The sequence below is a fragment of the Paracoccus sp. M683 genome, assembly GCF_007096355.1.
Lineage (GTDB): Bacteria > Pseudomonadota > Alphaproteobacteria > Rhodobacterales > Rhodobacteraceae > Paracoccus.
In genome coordinates, this window is sequence record NZ_VKDF01000001.1 from 566,886 (window position 1) to 584,391 (window position 17,506).

A 17,506-nucleotide genomic window follows, 5' to 3' on the forward strand; every position below is an offset into this window, starting at 1 on the left:
TTTCTGCATTTTTCGGCGGGTTTTCGAATGATTTTCTGAACCGCTCGGTGCAAGAGCGCGGCCGGCGCTGCCTTTCGTGACCTACCAGCGCAGCCAGCGCCCGCCCGCTGCCGCGCCCAGCCCGGTGACGACCAGGATGCCCAGCGTATACCAGCTGAGGAAGAACAGCGGGCTGTCCTCGGTGCAGTGCAATGCATAAAGCGCGGCAGCCCCCGCCCCTGCCGCCAGCCCTGCCAAGGCGCCGCTACGCCTTGGCGCGGTCGAGGCGCCAGCGCGCAGCACCGCGATCAGCACGGCCAGCGGCAGGATCGCGATGACCGGCACGGCGACCAGGCAGAACAACAACGTCTGCCCCTTCGCGGCGGCCCACCATTGGCTCGGCGGCAACCCGGACAGCGTGACGGCAAACCACAGCGCCGCAGCGCCGCCCACCAGGATGACCAGCCAGATCAGCCCACCTGCGCGGGCTTCGGGATGGGCGCGGCGCAGCACCGCCAGACAGGCGGCGGCAGCCACGACCAGAGGCAGCACCAGCTTCATCGCCGTTGCAGGCACGGCCATTGCGGCCGTCAGATCCGCACGCGGCCCCAGCACCAGCAGCACCGCCAGACCCATCAGCGCCAAAGCCGGCAGAAACCAGCGCGCAGCCAGCAGCCCCACAGACGGGCCCGGCGTCGCATCGGCGACCATGGCGGCGATCAGTTCGTCGGTTTTCATGCATTCTCTCCGTCGCGCAGGGCGGCAAGCCGCTGCAAGGCCCGGTGCAGCGCCACGCGCACGGCACCTTCGGTCATGTTCAGCCGCCGACCCGTCTCGGCCGTAGTTTCACCCGCCAGTGCCGCGCCGCGCAGGATGTCGGCGGATCGCGGGTCCAGCCGGGCGATGGTTTTCATGGCGTCGTCACGCTCGGTCGGGTCGGGTTGTTCGGGCTGGGGCAGCAGATCCTGAAAATCCTCGATCGGCAGATTCATCCGCCTGCCCCTGACCCGATAGGCATCCACGATCTTGTGGCGCGCAATCGCATACAGCCAGGGCCGCAACGGCCGGTCCTGTCGCCAGGTTCCACGCTTCAGATGAATGGCCAGCAGAATGTTCTGCACGATATCCTCACGGTCTGACGGGTCGATTCCGGCGCCCTTTGCGCGCACGATGCCACGCATGACGGGCGTTACCGCCGTCAAAAACCGGGCATAGGCGGCTTCGTCGCCCGCCAGGGCCGCACATAACAAACCGGCCCAGGGATCGTCCTCGTTTCGCATCTCTGTCCTGCCATTCGCGCGTCCCTGCCGGAATGTTACATCCGGCCGCCAGAAATTCCGAGGCCGTCACACCAATCACGAGGGCGTGATCGTGTAACACCACCGCCACGGTCAGCGAAAAGCCTGATCAGGACCGCAACCCCGCTGTCCCGATCCAGACAGGAGAAAGATCCGATGAAAACCACGCCCCTCGCCACCGCGCTGGCCGCAGCCATTTCCCTGGCCGGCATGGCCCATGCCGATGACATGAAGAAAGACATGGACAAGGCCGAGATGGAAAAATGCTATGGCGTTGCCCTTGCGGGCGAGAACGATTGCGCCGCCGGTGCCGGCACGACCTGCGCGGGCACCTCGACCAAGGATTATCAGGGCAACGCATGGAAGCTGGTTCCGGCCGGCACCTGCACGACGATGGAAACCCCGGCGGGCCATAATGGCAGCCTGGAACCCATCGAGATGTGACCCCCCCCAAGGGCGCGGCCGCCCCTGGCGCCGCGCCCGCCTTTTCTGCCTGCCTGTCCCAAACCAAGGAAGCCCGCCATGCCTCTGCCATCAGTGCCCGGACTGGGCTTCAAGGCTGAACATTTCACCGCGATCCGCGACACCCGCCCCGATCTGGGCTTTTTCGAGGTCCACGCCGAAAACTACATGGGCGATGGCGGCGCACCCCATGCGATGTTGACGGCGCTGCGTGCCGATTACGCGCTGTCGATCCACGGGGTCGGCCTGTCCATCGGCGGCCCGGACCCGCTGGACGGCGCGCATCTGGACCGGCTGAGGGCACTGTGCGACCGCTACCAGCCCGACAGCTTTTCCGAACATCTGGCATGGTCCAGCCATGGCAACGAATATCTGAACGACCTGCTGCCATTGCCCTATACCCCCGAAACGCTGGGCCTGATCTGCCAGCATGTCGATCAGGTCCAGCATCATCTGGGCCGCCGGATGCTGCTTGAAAACCCGTCAACCTATGTGACCTTTCAGCAGTCCACGATCCCCGAAACCGAATTTCTGGCCGAGATCGCGCGCCGCACCGGCTGCGGGCTGCTGCTGGATGTGAACAATGTCTTTGTCAGCTGCACCAATCACCGCAGCGATCCGCAGGCTTATCTGGACGCCTTTCCGCTGTCCGCCGTGGCCGAGATCCATCTGGGCGGCCATGATCAGGAAATGCTGCCCGACGGGCCGCTGCTGATCGACGCCCACGGCAGCGAGGTCGCAGGTCCGGTCTGGGCGCTGTTCGGGCAGGTGATCGCCCGCCGCGGCGCTCTGCCTACGCTGATCGAATGGGACAATGACATCCCCGAATTTGCCGTCCTGATGGCCGAGGTCGACCGGACGCGCGGGATCATGGAAAGGTCCGGCCATGCCCTTGCCAGCTGAGACCAGCCATGTCGCGACCACCGGCGGCTTTCGCCGGGCGCTGCGCGCGGGCCCGGTGCCCCAGGGCGTGACGATCGCCGCACCCTGCGGGCCTGGCCCCGACCGCGCGGCGCTGGAGGCGCGCTTTGCCGTCTATCGCAACAATGTCGCACGCAGCCTGTCTCAGGCGCTGGCCCGCCGTTTTCCCGTCGTGGAACGGCTGGTCGGTGCGGCGTTCTTTGCCGCCATGGCGGCCGATTTCATCGCCGCCCATCCGCCGCGCTCGCCCGTGCTGTTGCTGTGGGGCGCCGAGTTCGCGACCTTCCTGCGCGGCTTTCCCCCGGTCGCGGCGCTGCCCTATCTGCCCGACGTGGCCCGGCTGGAATATGCGCGCGGGCAGGCCTATCACGCGGCCGACCACGACCCGGTGGATGGCAGCGGGCTTGCCCGAATCGGGGCATCTGATCCCGCTCGGTTGCGGCTGGTGCTTGCGCCTTCGCTGCGGCTTCTGGATTGTAACTGGCCTGCCGCGACGATCTGGCAGGCGAACCAGCCGGGGCAGAACCCCTCGGTCAATCCAGGCGGGGCCGAGCAGGTGCTGATCTGGCGGCAGGCTGATTTTCAAGTGCCCGTGCGCCGTATCGCGCCGGATCAGGCACGCTTCCTGCGCGCGCTGATGGCAGGCGAAAACCTGGCCAAGGCCGCGCTGTTGACCGCCGACGCCACGCCGATACTGACGCTGCTGCTGACCGAAAGGCTGATCGCCGATGTCAGGACCGCATCATGATCGGAACCGCAATGATCCGCCGTTTCAACGCAATTGCCGGACAGCTGCCCTATGATCTGGTGGCGCTGCCCGCCAGGCTGTTCCCGGCCGCCGTGTTCTGGCAATCGGGCCGCACCAAGGTCGAAGGCCTGTTCAGCATCAGCCCCTCGACCTATTTCCTGTTCCGCGAGGAATATGCCCTGCCGCTGATACCGCCGGACCTGGCGGCCCGATTGGCCGCGACCGCCGAACACCTGTTCCCGGTCCTGCTGGTCCTGGGGCTGATGACCCGACTATCGGCGCTGGCCCTGCTGGGCATGACCGCGGTGATCCAGATCTTCGTCTACCCCTCGGCCTGGGTCACGCATGGCCTTTGGGCGGCCTGTTTGCTGATCCTGATCGCACAGGGGCCGGGACGGATCGCGCTGGACCGGCTGCTGGGGCTGGACGCGGATCACAGATCGTCGCGCGGGTCGTGATTGGTCCGGGTTTCGTGGCCCGGCTTCTGGTGATCGCGCAGCACCTGGAACACATCAATCCCGGCCAGGATCAGCGTCGCCAGCACCACGCCGCCCAGATCCCAGCGTGGCACATACCACACCAGAATGATCAGCGAGGCGGCCATCACAGCATAGGCGAGCAGCGCCATCAGCTTGTCAGTCATGCGATCTCCTCCTGTTTCAGGCCGGGCGTCGTGCCGTCGACCTGGGCCATCAGCCAGGCAGCGGTGCGCAAAAGGCGCGCGTCATCGCCGACCCGGCCGACCAGTTGCAGCCCCATGGGCAGCCCCGTCTCGGTTTGAAACAGCGGCAGGCCGACGACCGGCGTGCCGCACAGCGTCCAGACCCCGTTAAAGGCCGAATCCCCGGTGCTGGCCAGCCCGTCAGGCGCGGGGCCGGGACTGGCCGGGCACAGGATCGCGTCATAGCGCTCGAACATCCGGGCCAGCCCGGCATTCAGCACCCCGCGCCAGTCCAGCGCGGCGATATAGTCGCGCGCCAGGATCTGCTTGCCGGCCGCCATCGCCTCGGTCAGTTCGCCCGACATCAGCGCCTGCCCCCGCCGTTCATGGCTGTAATAGCATTTGGCCATCTCGGCCTGATTGATGCGCGTGCGAATCGCCTGCGCCTCGGCAAAGGCCGGGGGCAGGGCCACGCGCTCGGCCCGGTCGCCCAGCAGGCCGGCCAGTTCCTCCAGCGCGGCGCGCAGGCGCGGGTCGGTCTGGGGCGGGGCGGGCATCTCGACCAACGCCAGGTCGGGCCGCACCGGCGGGGCCGAGCCCGCCGCCTGCAACAGACGCGGCACCGGGCCGGGCGAGGTCGCCGGATCGGCCGGATCATGGCCGGCCAGCACCTCGGCCAACAGGGCGGCATCGGCGACATCGCGGGCAAAGACCCCGACCGTATCCAGAAACGGCGATTGCGGCAGGATGCCGCTGCGCCCGATCATGCCAAAGCTGGGCTTGAAGCCGACGACGCCGCAATAGGATGCCGGCCGGATCACCGAGCCGCCTGTCTGCGTGCCCACGGCCAAGGGCACCATCCCCGCCGCCACCGCCACGGCCGACCCGGCCGAGGACCCGCCGGGCGTGCGCGTCGGATCATGCGGATTGCGCGATTTCGAGGGGTGCAGATAGGCCATTTCCGTGGTCACGGTCTTGCCCATGATCACCGCGCCTGCGGCGCGCAGACGGGCGACGACATGCGCATCCTCAGACGGCACGCGCCCCTTGTCGATGGCGGTGCCGTTCTCGGTCGGCACCTTTGCCGTGTCGATCACGTCCTTGATGCCCACCGGCAAGCCGTGCAGCGGACCGATGGCCGCGCCGGCGCGGCGCCGGTCATCAAGCGCCCGCGCCTGCGCCAGCGCATAATCGCCATCCAGCCAGGCCCAGGCCTGCAACTGCGGCTCGGTCTGGGCGATGCGCCGCAGATGCGCTGTCACCACATCGGTGGCGGACACCGCGCCGGCGGCCATGCGGTCGCGCAGCTGGACGGCGGACAGGTTCGTCAGATCATCCCCCATAGAACACCGTGGGAAGATAGAAGACCACCTGAGGGAAGATATAGACCACAGCCATGGCGATAAAGACCATGAACAGGAAGGGCATCACCCCGGCGAAGATCTGCGTCAGCTTCACCTCGGGCGGGGCGATGCCTTTCAGGTAATAGGCCGACATCGCCATCGGTGGTGTCAGGAACGAGGTTTGCAGGTTCAGCGCCACGAGGATGCCGAAAAACAGCGGGTCGATCCCGAACATCGGCAGCAAGGGCAGGAAGATCGGCACGAAGATGATGATGATTTCCGACCATTCCAGCGGCCAGCCCAGCAGAAAGATGATCAGCTGCGCCAAAAGCAGGAATTGCAGCGGCGTCAGGTCCAGCCCGCCGACGAAACTGGAAATCAGGTGTTCGCCCCCCAGATAGGAAAAAACCGAACTGAACGTATAGGAACCGACGAACAGCCAGCAGACCATCGCCGTCGTGCGCACCGTCAGATAGACCGATTCACGCAGCCGCTGAAAGGTCAGCGAGCGATAGGCGGCGGCCAGGACCAACCCGCCCATGGCGCCGATGGCGGCAGCCTCGGTCGGCGTGGCAAGGCCGAACAGGATCGAGCCCAGAACCGCGACGATCAGCACCGCCAGCGGAAAGAACGAGGTGATCATCATCCAGGTCAGCTGACCCATCGGCACGGGCGGCACCTCGTCCTCGCTGGGCCGGGGCGCGACCGAGGGCTGAAGGATCGACCGCCCGATCACATAGACAAGATACAGCCCGACCAGTACCAGACCCGGCAGCATGGCCCCGGCGTAAAGCCGCACGATCGACACGCCCGAGGCCGCCGCATAGACGATCAGCATGATCGAGGGCGGGATCAGGATGCCCAAAGTGCCGCCGGCGCAGATTATGCCGCTGGCAAAGCTGGGATCATAGCGCGACTTCAGCATGGCAGGCAGCGCCAGAAGGCCCATCAGCGTCACAACCGCGCCGACGATGCCGGTGGCGGTGGCGAACAGCGCGCAGGTGATCAGCGCCGCCACCCCCATCGACCCCGGCATCCGCCGCGAGGCAATGGCCAGCGTGGAAAAAAGCCGGTCGACGATATTCGCACGCTCGACGATATAGCCCATGAACAGGAACAAGGGCACCGCCGTCAGCACCTCGTTCGACATGACGGTATAGGTCTGGTTGATGAACAGATCGAAGATGCGGTTGTTGAACAGCCCTTCGAACCATGTGGTCGTCGAGGTCCACCAATCGGCATCCTCGCCCAGCCGGTTGAAGCTGCGCCACATGCGGCCGGCATCGAAATAGGCGTAATAGCCAAACATGATGCCCAGGGCCATCAGCGTGAAGGCGATGGGGAAACCCAGGAAAACCAGGATGATGAACACGCCCAGCATCGACAGGGCGACTTGCGGGTCGGTCAAATTCCATACTCCGGCAGAAGGGGGGCTTTGGCGCGTGGGTCGGGCTGCGGGTGGCGATCAGGCCTCATGGGCATGGGCCTTTTCGGTCTGTTCGCGGATCAGCAGTTCCTCGGTTTCCTCGACATCCTCTTCGGCCTCGGTCCAGACGCCGTCGCGGATCGCCAGAATACAGCGCAGCACTTGCGCGATGCCCTGAATGAACAGCAGAATGCCGGCGGCGACGATCACCGTCTTGAACTGAAAGATCGGGATGCCGGCGGGGCTGTTCACGCTGACCTCGCCATATTGCCAGCTGCGCGAGGCATATTTCCAGCCCGCGAAGATCAGCGCCGTGACGCCCGGAAAGAAGAAGATGATATACAGCAGCAGGTCGACCGCCGCCTGCACCCGGACGGGCCACAGCCGATACAGGAAATCACCCCGCACATGGCCGCCGCGTGACAGCGTATAGGCCCCACCCATCATGAACAGCGTGCCATACATGATGAACGACACATCCAGCGACCAGGATGTCGGCGCGTTGAACACATAGCGCACGACGACCTCATAGCTGACACCGATGGTCATCAGCATGATCAGCCAGCCAAAGGTTTTGCCGAACCAGGCCGACAGGCTGTCGGCAAAGCGCACAAAGCGAAGCATCCCATCCCCCGCGCATTGAAACTGCCCCCGGCACCACAAGGCGCGCCGGGGGCTGCAAGTCATCCGGCAATCAGATCTTCAGCTCGCCGGGGAAGAAATGCTCATAGGCCAGTGCATAATCGGGCTTGTCCATCAGCTCGTAATAGACGGTGCGCTTGACCCAGTCGCGCTGGCTGTCGAGGATCTTCTTGATCGTCGCATCCCCTTCCAGAGAGGCGATCATCGTGGTCCACGCATCCAGCTGGGCTTGCAGGATGTCATTGGGCGTCTTGTGGATGGTGACGCCATGTTCATCGCGCAGCTTCAGCAGGTCGGCGGAATAGTTATCCAGCGCATAAGCGGTGTTGAAGGTCGAGACCGCCTCGACGCCATGTTCCAGAATGGCGCGCAGATCGGGTTCCAGATCCTCCATCACGTCGCGGTTGAACAGAAATTCAAACGCCTCGGCGGCCTGATGATAGGACCCCATGTAATAGTTCTTTGCCACGTCCTGCGCGCCAAAGCGAAGGTCCGAGGACGGGTTGTTGAACTCGAACGCGTCGATGACGCCGCGTTCCATCGCGGGGACGATCTCGCCGCCGGGCAACTGGGCCACGGACATGCCCATCGACTGCAACAGGTCGGCGGCAAGGCCGACGGTGCGGTATTTCATGCCCTGGATGTCGCCCGCCCCGGTGATCGGGTTCTTGAACCAGCCGAATGGCTGCGCCGGCATCGGGAAGGCCATCAGGCCCACGACATTCAGCCCCATCTGATCCTGCGTCAGCTCGCGATACAGCTCGCGTCCGCCGCCCTGATAGAACCAGCTGAGCATATTGGTCGGATCGCCGCCAAAGACCGGCCCGGTGCCGAACAGCGAGGCGGCCTTGTTCTTGCCATACCAATAGGCGCTGACCGAATGGGCGATGTCGATGACACCATCGCTGACCCCGTCCATCACCTGAAACGCGCCGACCACGGCACCTGCTGGCAGCAGGTCGATCTGGATGCGACCGCCCGACATGGCCTGCACCCGGTCCACATATTGCTGCGCCATGGTCTGCCAGATGTCGGATGCCGGCCAGCTGGTCTGCATCTTCAAGACCAGCGGCGATTGCGCCAGAACGGCAGGCGCCGCCACCAATGTGCTGGCTGCCGCACCGCCGGCCATCGCCCCGCCGCGACGCAGGAACGAACGGCGCGAAACCGCCGCAGTCGTCTTGTCCTTGGTCATTCCTCTTCCTCCCTTTTTTGGTTTTGTATACCTTGCTCCCGCCTGCACTGTTTCGTCTGGGGCGTCGCAAATCAAGACTTTATTGGGCGGGGTTTTAGCGGACTTCCCCCATATCGCCGCCTTCCCGACGTTTGAGACCAGCACTTTATGGATCTTTCGGGGATATTGCGCGGCGCTGCACAATCTGCAATCAACCAGAAACCACTGGGAGGAGGACCGTAGTGTATACGAAATTCGCATTGGCGCTGACCACGGCGCTGGCCATCACCCTGCCGGCAGCGGCGGAAACGCTGCGCCTGTCGCATAATGTCGGTGACACGACCACCTGGCAGCAGGGGGCCGAGAAATTCGGCGAATTGCTGGCGGCGGAAACCGGCGGCGCCTTTGATGTCCGCGTCTTTCCCAACGCCCAGCTGGCCGGCGGCGACCAGATGAAACAGGCCGAGATGACCGGGCGCGGCGCCATTGATCTGGTGCTGACCTCGGCCATCAACGTGACCCCGCTGGCGCCGGAAATGGCCGCCTTCTCGCTGCCCTATCTTTACGCCGATTACGCCGCCGTCGACCGCACCACCCAAGGCGCTGCGGGCGACAAGATGGAGGAAATCATGGCAGGCCACGGCATCAAGGTGCTGGCCTGGGGCGAGAATGGCTTTCGCGAGGTGACGAACTCCAAACGGCCGATCAAATCGCCTGCCGACATGGCCGGGCTGAAGATGCGCGTGGCCGGGCCGATGTATATCGACGTGATGACCGATCTGGGCGCCAATCCGCAGCAGATGCAATGGTCCGAGACCTTCCCCGCCTTGCAGCAGGGCGTGGTGGACGGGCAGGAAAACCCCATCGGCGCGGTGATCATCCCGCAGCGCGTCTATGAGGTTCAGAAATACATCACCCCGTGGCATTACAGCTATGACCCGCTGTTCCTGGGCATCGCGCAGTCGCGTTGGGACGCGATGGACGACGCCACCAAGGCGCAGTTCCAGAAGGCCGCCGACGAAGCCATGGCCTATCAGATCGAGATCAGCCGCAAGGCCACAGATGAAGGCATCGCCTTCCTCAAGGAACAGGGCATGGAAGTGACCGAACTGACGCCCGAGGAACTGGCCGCCTTCAAGGACGCCACCAAGCCCAGCTTTGACAAATGGTCCGAAAAAGTCGGGGCCGATATCGTGAAGCTGTTCACAGACGAAGCGAACGCGGCGCCGTAAATGCGCTGCCTGATCGACGATTTTGAAAAGCTTGTCTGCGCGGTCCTGCTGCTGGGCATGACCGCGCTTGGCTTTGCCAATATCGTCGTGCGTTACGGCACCAGCCATTCCTTTGCCGCGACCGAGGAGTTGCTGACCGGCGGTTTCGTCCTGCTGACCGTTTTCGGCGCCGCCATCGCCGCGCGCCGGGGCGAACATCTGGCGGTGGAACTGATTTCCGACCTGCTGCCCGCGCCCGCGCGAAGGGCTGTGATCTGGCTGGCGGCGGGGCTGTCGGTGGCGCTGCTGGCAGCCTCGGTCTGGTTTACCATCGGGCTGGTGCGCAATCAGATTTCAACGGGCATGACCAGCTATGCGCTGAACTTGCCGCTATGGTGGTATTCGCTGGCGGTGCCTTTGGGCTTTGCGCTTGTGCTGATCCGCTATGTGCAGGCGCTGATCCGGGGGCCTGAACGCGATGAGTGAGATCGGCAGCGGCAGCCTGATGGTGGGCCTGTTTTTCCTGTTCCTGATCCTGCGGGTGCCGGTGGCTTTCGCGCTTGGCCTGTCGGCGCTGGTGGCGATGTGGCAATTGGGCTTTGGGCTGGATCTGGTGGGCGATCTGCTGACCGCCGGGATCGCCAAGTTTTCGCTGCTGGCCATTCCGTTCTTTATCCTGGCGGGCAACCTGATGGGGCGGTTGGGCATTGCCGACCGGATGATCCGGTTCTTCCGCGTGCTGGTGGGCGATCTGCCCGGCGGGATGGGGCTGGTCGGCACCGTCGTCTGCCTGTTCTGGGGCGCGGTCAGCGGGTCCGGCCCGGCCTCGGTCGCGGCCATCGGGCCGATGATCATCCGCTCGATGGAGGAGGACGGCTTTTCCCGCGCCTTCGCCGCCGGGCTGGTCTGCACCGGGGCCGCCCTGTCCATCGTCATCCCGCCCTCGATCGGGCTGGTAATCTATGGCGTGCTGGCCGAAACCTCGATCGCCGATCTGTTCATCGCCGCGATCATTCCGGGGCTGGTCTGCGGGGCGCTGATGCTGTGTGCGCTGCCCTTTGGGCAGGCCCATGACGCCGCCGCCACGCGGGCACTGGTGGCGCCGCCCTATCCGGGGCTGCCCTATGGCGCGCGGCTATGGCGCTGTTTTCTCGACAGTTTCTGGGGGCTGATGACCCCGGTGGTGATCCTTGGCGGCATCTATTCGGGTGTGTTCACACCGACCGAGGCCGCCATCGTCGCATCCGTCTATGCGCTGGCCGTGGGCGCGCTGGCTTACCGGACGCTGACATGGCAGGGGCTGTTCAAGGCGCTGACCGATTCCGCCTCGTCCTCGGCGGTGGTGATGCTGGTCGTGGCCTATGCCGGGCTGTTTGGCTGGGTCGTCACGGTGGATGATCTGGTTGGCAGCTATTCCGGCGCGCTGCTGGGGCTGTCGTCGAATGAATGGGTCATTCTGGCGGTGATCATGCTGGTCTTGCTGATCTGCGGCATGTTCATGGACGCGATCACCATCATGCTGATCTGCCTGCCGATCTTCCTGCCCGTCGCGCGAGAGCTGAACTGGGACCCGATCTGGTTCGGCGTGCTGGTCATGGTCAATCTGGCCATCGGGCTGATCACCCCGCCGGTCGGGATCAACCTTTACGTCGCCGCCAATATCACCCGGCTGCCGCTGGAAAAGGTGGCGCGGGGGGCGCTTCCCTTTCTTGCGACGGCGCTGGTCGGGCTGGCCGTGATCGCGGCCTTTCCGTCGTTGAGTCTGGTGCTGTTGGACTGAACGGGGCGTAGCGCCTGCGGGCGCTGCATCGACCGCGCGAGCCGGTTAAAAAACCGGTGGATTATTTTCCAGCAAATCATATAATCAATATATCCCACGGTGGATGTTTTTTTACTGGCGAACACCTGGTTGGTTACATCTAGAACATGCCGATAATGGCAAGGATCTCCACCAAAAACAGACTGATTGGATTGACCGATGCGCCGCGTGATCATGTTGTTGCCAAATCCGGATCTTTTGCAGCTTGCAAACTGCTATAAATACATCAGTCGCACCGACAGTCCTTATGCAGATATCTACACAATGAGAACGATCATCGGAAAATGCGCCGATGCAGAGAAGATTCTGGTAATCGGCCATGGGAATGTTGCGAGCTTTTCTGGAACGACGACAGCCGATGTTGCCGATGCGATAATCAAAAGCGGCATCAATCTGAAAGCAAGCAATCGAATTGATTTTGACACCTGTTATGCAAGCTCATCTACGGGCATGAGTGCGACCACCCCGACAAGCGCGATTGAACTGGTTCGCGCCCATCTTTTGAAATTCGATCAGGAATGCCGAATCATTTTTTCTGGGGCAACCGGGCCAACTATTACGATTGGTGATCTGGATGACAAACGGCTTGTTGTCGATCCAGGAAAATTGACCGATGCGGGTGACCTTCAGGAAAAACTGATAACAGAGAAAGGTGTTGATCTGTTCGGCAGACGTGCGGATTGGGATGAATACGCACAGTCCGACACAATAAAGGGCTACGCGCAGACTGAATATGCAAAGCTGATTGATTTTGCGAGAGAATTTCGCAAGGGAATCGTCACATATCTCGATGTGGCGGATACTCGAAAGATCAAGATCGGAAACTTGACGACCGCGATCTGAATTGGACCCAGCGCCGGTCAAACCTACAGCCGAAATTCATATCACCCTGACTTTCCTGAACGCACAAGGCGCAACCGCGTTACCGTGGCAGCAGAAGCGCCCAAGCGTCAGCACGATCTCAAGCGTCTACCCCAGCGCATACCCGGTGCCGCGCACGGTGCGCACCGGATTGTCACCGCCATTCTGCATCAGCGCCTTGCGCAACCGGCCCACATGCACGTCGATGGTGCGGGTATCGACATAGATGTCGCGCCCCCAGACCCGGTCCAGCAACTGTTCGCGGGTCCACACACGGCCGGGCTTTTCCATCAGTGTCGACAGCAGCCGGAACTCGGTCGGGCCCAGATGCAGCGCCTGCCCGGCGCGGAACACCCGATGCTCGGCGGCATCAAGGATGATGTCCTCATAGGCCAGCCGCTCTCCCATGGTCGTGGGGCGGGTGCGGCGCAGCTGGGTGCGCAGGCGGGCCATCAGCTCGACCACCGAGTAAGGCTTGACCACATAGTCATCGGCGCCAGTTTCAAGGCCCCGCACGCGGTCGACCTCTTCGCTGCGGGCCGACAGCATGATGATCGGGATCGGGCGGGTGCCGGGATCGGCCTTCAGGCGACGGCAGACCTCGATGCCGCTGACATTGGGCAGCATCCAGTCCAGCACGATCAGATCGGGCTGCTCCTCGGCCACCAACAGCAGCGCCTCGTCGCCGTTTTCGGCCATGACCACGCCGAACCCCTCGGCTTCAAGATTGTATCGCAGCACCTCGCGCTGCGCGCCCTCGTCCTCGACCACAAGGACCAGCGGGGTCTGTTGCGAGGCCATGGGATCAGTCCTCGTCGGTCAGGGCGGCAATGTCGGCGGGCGGGACGCGATTGTCCTTGGGCCGGTTGTCATCGGGCAGCTCGCCCGTGACCAGATAGATCACCTGCTCGGCGATGGCGGTGGCGTGGTCGCCCATGCGTTCAATGTTCTTGGCGATGAAATGCAGGTGCATGCAGGCGGTGATATTGCGCGGATCTTCCATCATGTAGGTCAGGAATTCGCGAAACAGCGCGTTATACATCTGGTCCACTTCCAGATCGCGGGCGCGGACATCGGCGGCCAGTTCGGCGTCACGCTGGATATAGCTGTCCAGCGCATCGGTCAGCATCTTTTCCACCGTCGAGGCCATCCGCCGCAGCGCAATCCCCGATCCGCTGATGGCCGGCATCTGCGCCAGCACATGCGTGCGCTTGGCCATGTTCTTGGCATAGTCGCCGACCCGTTCCAGACTGCCGGCGATCTTGATCACCGACAGCACCATGCGCAGATCGGTGGCCGTCGGCGCGCGCAGGGCGATCAGCCGGGCGCTGTCCTCGTTGATCTGCGCCTCAAGCGCGTCGATGGCCTTGTCGCGGCGGCGCACCTCGTCGGCCAGTTCATCGTCGCGGTTCAACAACGCTGTCGCGCCATCGGCAATGGCGCTTTCGACCATGCCGCCCATTTTCACGACCTGCGCCTGAATGGTTTCCAGATCGCGGTCAAAGGCGGACGAGATATGTTTGTCGCGGTTCATCATGGGTATTCCTCGCTGCGCTGGATCAGCCGATGCGGCCAGAGATATAGGATTCCGTGCGCGGGTCCTGCGGCCGGGTGAAGATGTCGTCGGTATCGCCATATTCGACCAGATTGCCCAGATGGAAGAAGGCGGTCTTCTGGCTGACGCGGGCGGCCTGTTGCATCGAATGGGTCACGATCACCACCGAGAATTGGGTTTTCAGCTGGTCGATCAATTCCTCGACCTGGCCGGTGGCGATCGGATCCAGCGCCGAGCAGGGTTCGTCCATCAGCAGCACCTCGGGCTGGGTGGCCACGGCGCGGGCGATACACAGCCGCTGTTGCTGGCCGCCCGACAGACCGGTCCCCGGCTCGGACAGCCGGTCCTTGACCTCGTTCCACAATGCCGCGCCGCGCAGGGATTTCTCGACAATAGCGTCCAGATCGGCGCGGTTGCGGGCAAGGCCGTGGATGCGGGGGCCGTATGCCACATTGTCATAGATCGACTTGGGGAAGGGGTTCGGCTTCTGGAACACCATGCCGACCTTGGCGCGCAGCTGCACCGGATCAACGCGGCGGTCATAGACATCCTCGCCATCCAGCGCGATGCGACCCTCGACCCGGCAGATGTCGATGGTGTCGTTCATCCGGTTGATGCAGCGCAGGAAGGTCGACTTGCCGCAACCCGAAGGCCCGATGAAGGCGGTGACGGTATTGGCCAGAATATCGACATTCACATCCTTGATGGCATGCTTGTCGCCATACCAGACCTGCACATCGCGGGCGGTAATCTTGATCGTTTCTTCAGCCACGGCTTTCTCCGCCAGTCGCATGGTGTTCATCATATTCACTCCTTCGTCCCCTTCCTACCAACGACGCTCGAACTTGCGGCGCAGGAAGATCGCCAGCAGGTTCATGCAGAGCAGGAAGATCAGCAGCACGATGATCGCGCCCGAGGATCGTTCGAAAAAGGCAGGATCGGCACGGGTGGCCCAGTTATAAACCTGTACCGGCAGCGCCGAGGCGGGATCCATCAGCCCCTCGGGGGGTGCCGAAGGATAGGTCGAGACAAAGGCGACCATCCCGATCAGCAGCAGCGGCGCGGTTTCGCCAAGCGCCTGCGCCAGCCCGATGATCGTGCCGGTCAGGATGCCGGGCATGGCCAGCGGCAGCACATGGTGAAACACCGTCTGCATCCGGCTTGCGCCCACGCCCAGCGCCGCATCGCGGATCGAGGGCGGCACCGCCTTCAGCGCCGCGCGGGTCGAGATGATGATCGTGGGCAGCGTCATCAGCGTCAGCACCAGCCCGCCGACGATGGGCGCCGAGCGCGGCAGGCCCATGAAGTTGATGAATGCCGCCAGCCCCAGAATGCCGAACACGATCGAGGGCACCGCCGCAAGGTTCGAGATATTCACCTCGATCAGATCGGTCCATCGGTTCTTGGGCGCAAACTCCTCAAGATAGATCGAGGCAGCAACGCCGATGGGCAGCGCCAGCACCAGCACGATCAGCATCATATACAGCGATCCCAGCATCGCCACGCCGATCCCTGCCGCTTCGGGGCGGTTGTCGGATGCATCGGGATTGGTGATGAAATCGCTGTTGAACCGGGTAACCAGCGCGCCTTTCTCTTCCATGGCACGGGCCAGCGCGATCTGCTGGGACGAGGTCTTGGCATCGCGCGCGGCACTTTCATCGGTGACACGGCCCTTGAACATGCCATCCACCCGAGACGAGGCCAGCACGGTCGCATCGACCTGCTGCCCGACCAGCGCCGGATCGGCCAGCACCATATTGCGCAATTCCGCCGAGGCCTGGCCCGAGAAAAAGCCCTTGATGTCGGCTTGGCTCAACCCCTCGATCTGGACAGCATTCGCGGCCATCCAGTCGGTCAGCGCCGCATCCATCAGCTTGCCGTAGGACATGGTCAGAACCTTGGCCATTTCGGCGGGATCGCGGTTGCCCTTGGGATCGACCACATCGGCCGAAAGGGTAACGGGGATCGAAACATAGGTCTGCTGGAACGCGCCAGCCCCGTCGCGGATAACGGTGAACAGCAAAAAGACCAACGCGATCAGGGCGATACAGATCGCGCCGATGCCGTAGGCCTTGAAGCGCGCCTCGGCCCGGTTGCGGCGGATCGTGGCCTTGTCGGCCACCATCAGCGATCCCTTGCGGGGTGCGGGCGTGGGGGTCGGGATGGCGGCGGGGGTCTGGGTCAGATCGGTCATTCGTACTGCTCGCGATATTTGCGCACGATATAAAGCGCGAGAACATTCAGCCCCAGCGTCAGGACGAACAGAGTCAGGCCAAGGGCAAAGGCCACCAGCGTCTCGGGGCTGGCAAAGTCGTTGTCGCCGGTCAGCTGCGACACGATCCGGGTGGTGATCGTGGTCATCGCCTCGAAAGGGTTGCCGCTGATCTGGGCCATGGCGCCGGCGCCAAGCACGACGATCATCGTCTCGCCGATGGCGCGACTGGCGGCCAGAAGGATGGCGCCGACGATGCCCGGCAGGGCGGCAGGCAGCACCACCTTGGTGATGGTCTCGGAATGGGTCGAGCCCAGCCCAAGGCTGCCATCGCGCAGCGATTGCGGCACGGCGTTGATGATGTCATCGGAAAGCGAGCTGACAAAGGGGATCAGCATGATTCCCATGACCAGCCCCGCCGTCATCACGGACGACGCCCCCTCGCCCAGCCCGGTCGGCTGCGCGATCCAGTCGCGCAGCAGCGGACCCACGGTGACCAGCGCGAACAGGCCATAGACGATGGTGGGGATGCCGGCCAGGATCTCGATCGCGGGCTTGACCAGACCGCGAATGCGGGGTGCGGCATATTCCGACATATAGATCGCCGCGAACAGCCCGATGGGAACAGCCACCAGCAGCGCGATCAGGCTGATATACAGCGTCCCCCACAGCAGTGGCAGAACGCCCAGTGAGGAATTGCCCTGAAAGGCGGGCGTCCATTCCAACCCGAAGAAGAAGCTTTGCCAGGGATACAGCCGGAAAAAGCTGATGGATTCGAAAACCAGCGACAGCACGATGCCGATCGTGGTCAGGATGGCGATGGTCGAGGATAGGATCAGCAACCCCCGAATGACCTGTTCAACGGCATTGCGGGCGCGAAAGGCCCGGCTGATGTGCGCCAGCGCAAAGCCCATGCCGGCCACCGCAATCACCAGGGTGGCGGGCGCAAGGCGCAGCGCGCTTTCATTGTCGATCAAAAGCCAGCAGATCAGCGCCAGCAGCGCCGGCACGGCGGTCACCAGCGCAACGTGCCAGCCGTAATAGATCGGCCGGGAATGCAGCTTGCGGTGATCGTCGCCGGCCGAAGCCAGGGCGCGGCGCTGTCCAAGGACAAACCCCAGCGCGCCCAGCGCCAGAACGATCAGAACGGTCCAGAATATCGGCATGTCGGCCTTCGCTTGGCTGGTTCTGCAT

20 protein-coding genes are annotated in these 17,506 nt (G+C 63.6%); 8 read left to right on the plus strand and 12 right to left on the minus strand.

All coding sequences use genetic code 11. From position 1 onward, the window contains the following. Positions 1-81: 81 nt before the first annotated feature. Entirely contained in the window at positions 82-717 is a 636-nt protein-coding gene (locus tag FNJ84_RS02645) for an NrsF family protein (RefSeq protein WP_143791352.1), read from the minus strand. Further along, the gene (locus FNJ84_RS02650; protein ID WP_143791353.1) at positions 714-1,259 is read right to left on the minus strand and encodes a sigma-70 family RNA polymerase sigma factor; all 546 of its coding nucleotides are present in this window, start codon (positions 1,257-1,259) and stop codon (positions 714-716) included. Before FNJ84_RS02650 ends, FNJ84_RS02645 begins: the two co-directional genes overlap by 4 nt. A 174-nt stretch (positions 1,260-1,433) precedes the next feature. On the opposite strand from FNJ84_RS02650, the gene FNJ84_RS02655 reads away from it, so the two are divergent. From FNJ84_RS02655 to FNJ84_RS02670, 4 genes are all read left to right on the plus strand, one after another. After that, positions 1,434-1,721 carry a DUF2282 domain-containing protein gene (locus FNJ84_RS02655; RefSeq protein WP_143791354.1) on the plus strand — a complete coding sequence of 96 codons (288 nt, stop codon included), beginning with the start codon at positions 1,434-1,436 and terminating at the stop codon, positions 1,719-1,721. Positions 1,722-1,799: 78 nt separating this feature from the next. Next, entirely contained in the window at positions 1,800-2,642 is an 843-nt protein-coding gene (locus FNJ84_RS02660; RefSeq protein WP_143791355.1) for a DUF692 domain-containing protein, read from the plus strand. Then, complete coding sequence (locus FNJ84_RS02665) at positions 2,626-3,408, plus strand: DUF2063 domain-containing protein (RefSeq protein ID WP_143791356.1); 783 nt, start codon at positions 2,626-2,628, stop codon at positions 3,406-3,408. Before FNJ84_RS02660 ends, FNJ84_RS02665 begins: the two co-directional genes overlap by 17 nt. Further along, on the plus strand, positions 3,405-3,866 hold the full coding sequence (locus FNJ84_RS02670) for a DoxX family protein (protein ID WP_143791357.1): 462 nt from the start codon (positions 3,405-3,407) through the stop codon (positions 3,864-3,866). The genes FNJ84_RS02665 and FNJ84_RS02670 overlap by 4 nt, the downstream gene beginning before the upstream one ends. Here the strand turns inward: FNJ84_RS02670 and FNJ84_RS02675 are convergent. The 5 genes from FNJ84_RS02675 to FNJ84_RS02695 form a co-directional block, all read right to left on the minus strand. Beyond that, positions 3,842-4,051, minus strand: a complete 210-nt coding sequence (locus FNJ84_RS02675) for a hypothetical protein (RefSeq protein WP_143791358.1) — start codon at positions 4,049-4,051, stop codon at positions 3,842-3,844. The two genes, FNJ84_RS02670 and FNJ84_RS02675, sit on opposite strands and share 25 nt — an antisense overlap. Next, entirely contained in the window at positions 4,048-5,412 is a 1,365-nt protein-coding gene (locus tag FNJ84_RS02680) for an amidase (RefSeq protein ID WP_143791359.1), read from the minus strand. Before FNJ84_RS02680 ends, FNJ84_RS02675 begins: the two co-directional genes overlap by 4 nt. Next, positions 5,402-6,820, minus strand: coding sequence for a TRAP transporter large permease subunit (locus FNJ84_RS02685; RefSeq protein ID WP_143791360.1), 1,419 nt, complete (start codon positions 6,818-6,820; stop codon positions 5,402-5,404). Before FNJ84_RS02685 ends, FNJ84_RS02680 begins: the two co-directional genes overlap by 11 nt. Before the next feature lie 57 nt (positions 6,821-6,877). Next, positions 6,878-7,462 (minus strand): TRAP transporter small permease subunit, encoded by a 585-nt coding sequence (locus FNJ84_RS02690; RefSeq protein ID WP_143791361.1) that lies wholly within the window; start codon positions 7,460-7,462, stop codon positions 6,878-6,880. Positions 7,463-7,532: 70 nt separating this feature from the next. Continuing rightward, positions 7,533-8,675: a TRAP transporter substrate-binding protein gene (locus tag FNJ84_RS02695; RefSeq protein ID WP_143791362.1), complete on the minus strand. Its 1,143-nt coding sequence runs from the start codon at positions 8,673-8,675 to the stop codon at positions 7,533-7,535. Between the two features lie 221 nt (positions 8,676-8,896). On the opposite strand from FNJ84_RS02695, the gene FNJ84_RS02700 reads away from it, so the two are divergent. The 4 genes from FNJ84_RS02700 (at position 8,897) to FNJ84_RS02715 (ending at position 12,527) form a co-directional block, all read left to right on the plus strand. Beyond that, positions 8,897-9,886, plus strand: coding sequence for a DctP family TRAP transporter solute-binding subunit (locus FNJ84_RS02700; RefSeq protein ID WP_143791363.1), 990 nt, complete (start codon positions 8,897-8,899; stop codon positions 9,884-9,886). After that, positions 9,887-10,351, plus strand: coding sequence for a TRAP transporter small permease (locus FNJ84_RS02705; RefSeq protein ID WP_143791364.1), 465 nt, complete (start codon positions 9,887-9,889; stop codon positions 10,349-10,351). It begins immediately after the preceding gene. Further along, positions 10,344-11,645: a TRAP transporter large permease gene (locus FNJ84_RS02710; RefSeq protein WP_143791365.1), complete on the plus strand. Its 1,302-nt coding sequence runs from the start codon at positions 10,344-10,346 to the stop codon at positions 11,643-11,645. The genes FNJ84_RS02705 and FNJ84_RS02710 overlap by 8 nt, the downstream gene beginning before the upstream one ends. 198 nt (positions 11,646-11,843) lie before the next feature. After that, positions 11,844-12,527 carry a hypothetical protein gene (locus FNJ84_RS02715; protein ID WP_143791366.1) on the plus strand — a complete coding sequence of 228 codons (684 nt, stop codon included), beginning with the start codon at positions 11,844-11,846 and terminating at the stop codon, positions 12,525-12,527. A 126-nt stretch (positions 12,528-12,653) separates the two neighbouring features. On the opposite strand, the gene phoB is transcribed toward FNJ84_RS02715, so the two are convergent. From phoB to pstC, 5 genes are read right to left on the minus strand one after another with little or no spacing between them, the layout of a single operon-like run. Then, positions 12,654-13,346: a phosphate regulon transcriptional regulator PhoB gene (gene phoB, locus FNJ84_RS02720; RefSeq protein WP_143791367.1), complete on the minus strand. Its 693-nt coding sequence runs from the start codon at positions 13,344-13,346 to the stop codon at positions 12,654-12,656. Positions 13,347-13,350: 4 nt separating this feature from the next. Next, the gene (gene phoU, locus FNJ84_RS02725) at positions 13,351-14,079 is read right to left on the minus strand and encodes a phosphate signaling complex protein PhoU (protein WP_143791368.1); all 729 of its coding nucleotides are present in this window, start codon (positions 14,077-14,079) and stop codon (positions 13,351-13,353) included. Positions 14,080-14,104: 25 nt separating this feature from the next. Beyond that, the gene (gene pstB, locus FNJ84_RS02730) at positions 14,105-14,902 is read right to left on the minus strand and encodes a phosphate ABC transporter ATP-binding protein PstB (protein ID WP_143791488.1); all 798 of its coding nucleotides are present in this window, start codon (positions 14,900-14,902) and stop codon (positions 14,105-14,107) included. A 24-nt stretch (positions 14,903-14,926) separates the two neighbouring features. Next, positions 14,927-16,294 carry a phosphate ABC transporter permease PstA gene (pstA, locus tag FNJ84_RS02735; protein WP_143791369.1) on the minus strand — a complete coding sequence of 456 codons (1,368 nt, stop codon included), beginning with the start codon at positions 16,292-16,294 and terminating at the stop codon, positions 14,927-14,929. Continuing rightward, positions 16,291-17,478: a phosphate ABC transporter permease subunit PstC gene (gene pstC / locus FNJ84_RS02740; RefSeq protein WP_143791370.1), complete on the minus strand. Its 1,188-nt coding sequence runs from the start codon at positions 17,476-17,478 to the stop codon at positions 16,291-16,293. The genes pstA and pstC overlap by 4 nt, the downstream gene beginning before the upstream one ends. Positions 17,479-17,506 lie beyond the last annotated feature (28 nt).

Bases quoted from the DNA above. Each gene is read 5' to 3' on its own strand.
- FNJ84_RS02645 (WP_143791352.1), bottom strand. From the start codon at position 717: ATGAAAACCGACGAACTGATCGCCGCCATGGTCGCCGATGCGACGCCG.
- FNJ84_RS02650 (WP_143791353.1), bottom strand. From the start codon at position 1,259: ATGCGAAACGAGGACGATCCCTGGGCCGGTTTGTTATGTGCGGCCCTG.
- FNJ84_RS02655 (WP_143791354.1), top strand. From the start codon at position 1,434: ATGAAAACCACGCCCCTCGCCACCGCGCTGGCCGCAGCCATTTCCCTG.
- FNJ84_RS02660 (WP_143791355.1), top strand. From the start codon at position 1,800: ATGCCTCTGCCATCAGTGCCCGGACTGGGCTTCAAGGCTGAACATTTC.
- FNJ84_RS02665 (WP_143791356.1), top strand. From the start codon at position 2,626: ATGCCCTTGCCAGCTGAGACCAGCCATGTCGCGACCACCGGCGGCTTT.
- FNJ84_RS02670 (WP_143791357.1), top strand. From the start codon at position 3,405: ATGATCGGAACCGCAATGATCCGCCGTTTCAACGCAATTGCCGGACAG.
- FNJ84_RS02675 (WP_143791358.1), bottom strand. From the start codon at position 4,051: ATGACTGACAAGCTGATGGCGCTGCTCGCCTATGCTGTGATGGCCGCC.
- FNJ84_RS02680 (WP_143791359.1), bottom strand. From the start codon at position 5,412: ATGGGGGATGATCTGACGAACCTGTCCGCCGTCCAGCTGCGCGACCGC.
- FNJ84_RS02690 (WP_143791361.1), bottom strand. From the start codon at position 7,462: ATGCTTCGCTTTGTGCGCTTTGCCGACAGCCTGTCGGCCTGGTTCGGC.
- FNJ84_RS02695 (WP_143791362.1), bottom strand. From the start codon at position 8,675: ATGACCAAGGACAAGACGACTGCGGCGGTTTCGCGCCGTTCGTTCCTG.
- FNJ84_RS02705 (WP_143791364.1), top strand. From the start codon at position 9,887: ATGCGCTGCCTGATCGACGATTTTGAAAAGCTTGTCTGCGCGGTCCTG.
- FNJ84_RS02710 (WP_143791365.1), top strand. From the start codon at position 10,344: ATGAGTGAGATCGGCAGCGGCAGCCTGATGGTGGGCCTGTTTTTCCTG.
- FNJ84_RS02715 (WP_143791366.1), top strand. From the start codon at position 11,844: ATGCGCCGCGTGATCATGTTGTTGCCAAATCCGGATCTTTTGCAGCTT.
- phoB (WP_143791367.1), bottom strand. From the start codon at position 13,346: ATGGCCTCGCAACAGACCCCGCTGGTCCTTGTGGTCGAGGACGAGGGC.
- phoU (WP_143791368.1), bottom strand. From the start codon at position 14,079: ATGAACCGCGACAAACATATCTCGTCCGCCTTTGACCGCGATCTGGAA.
- pstB (WP_143791488.1), bottom strand. From the start codon at position 14,902: ATGAACACCATGCGACTGGCGGAGAAAGCCGTGGCTGAAGAAACGATC.
- pstA (WP_143791369.1), bottom strand. From the start codon at position 16,294: ATGACCGATCTGACCCAGACCCCCGCCGCCATCCCGACCCCCACGCCC.
- pstC (WP_143791370.1), bottom strand. From the start codon at position 17,478: ATGCCGATATTCTGGACCGTTCTGATCGTTCTGGCGCTGGGCGCGCTG.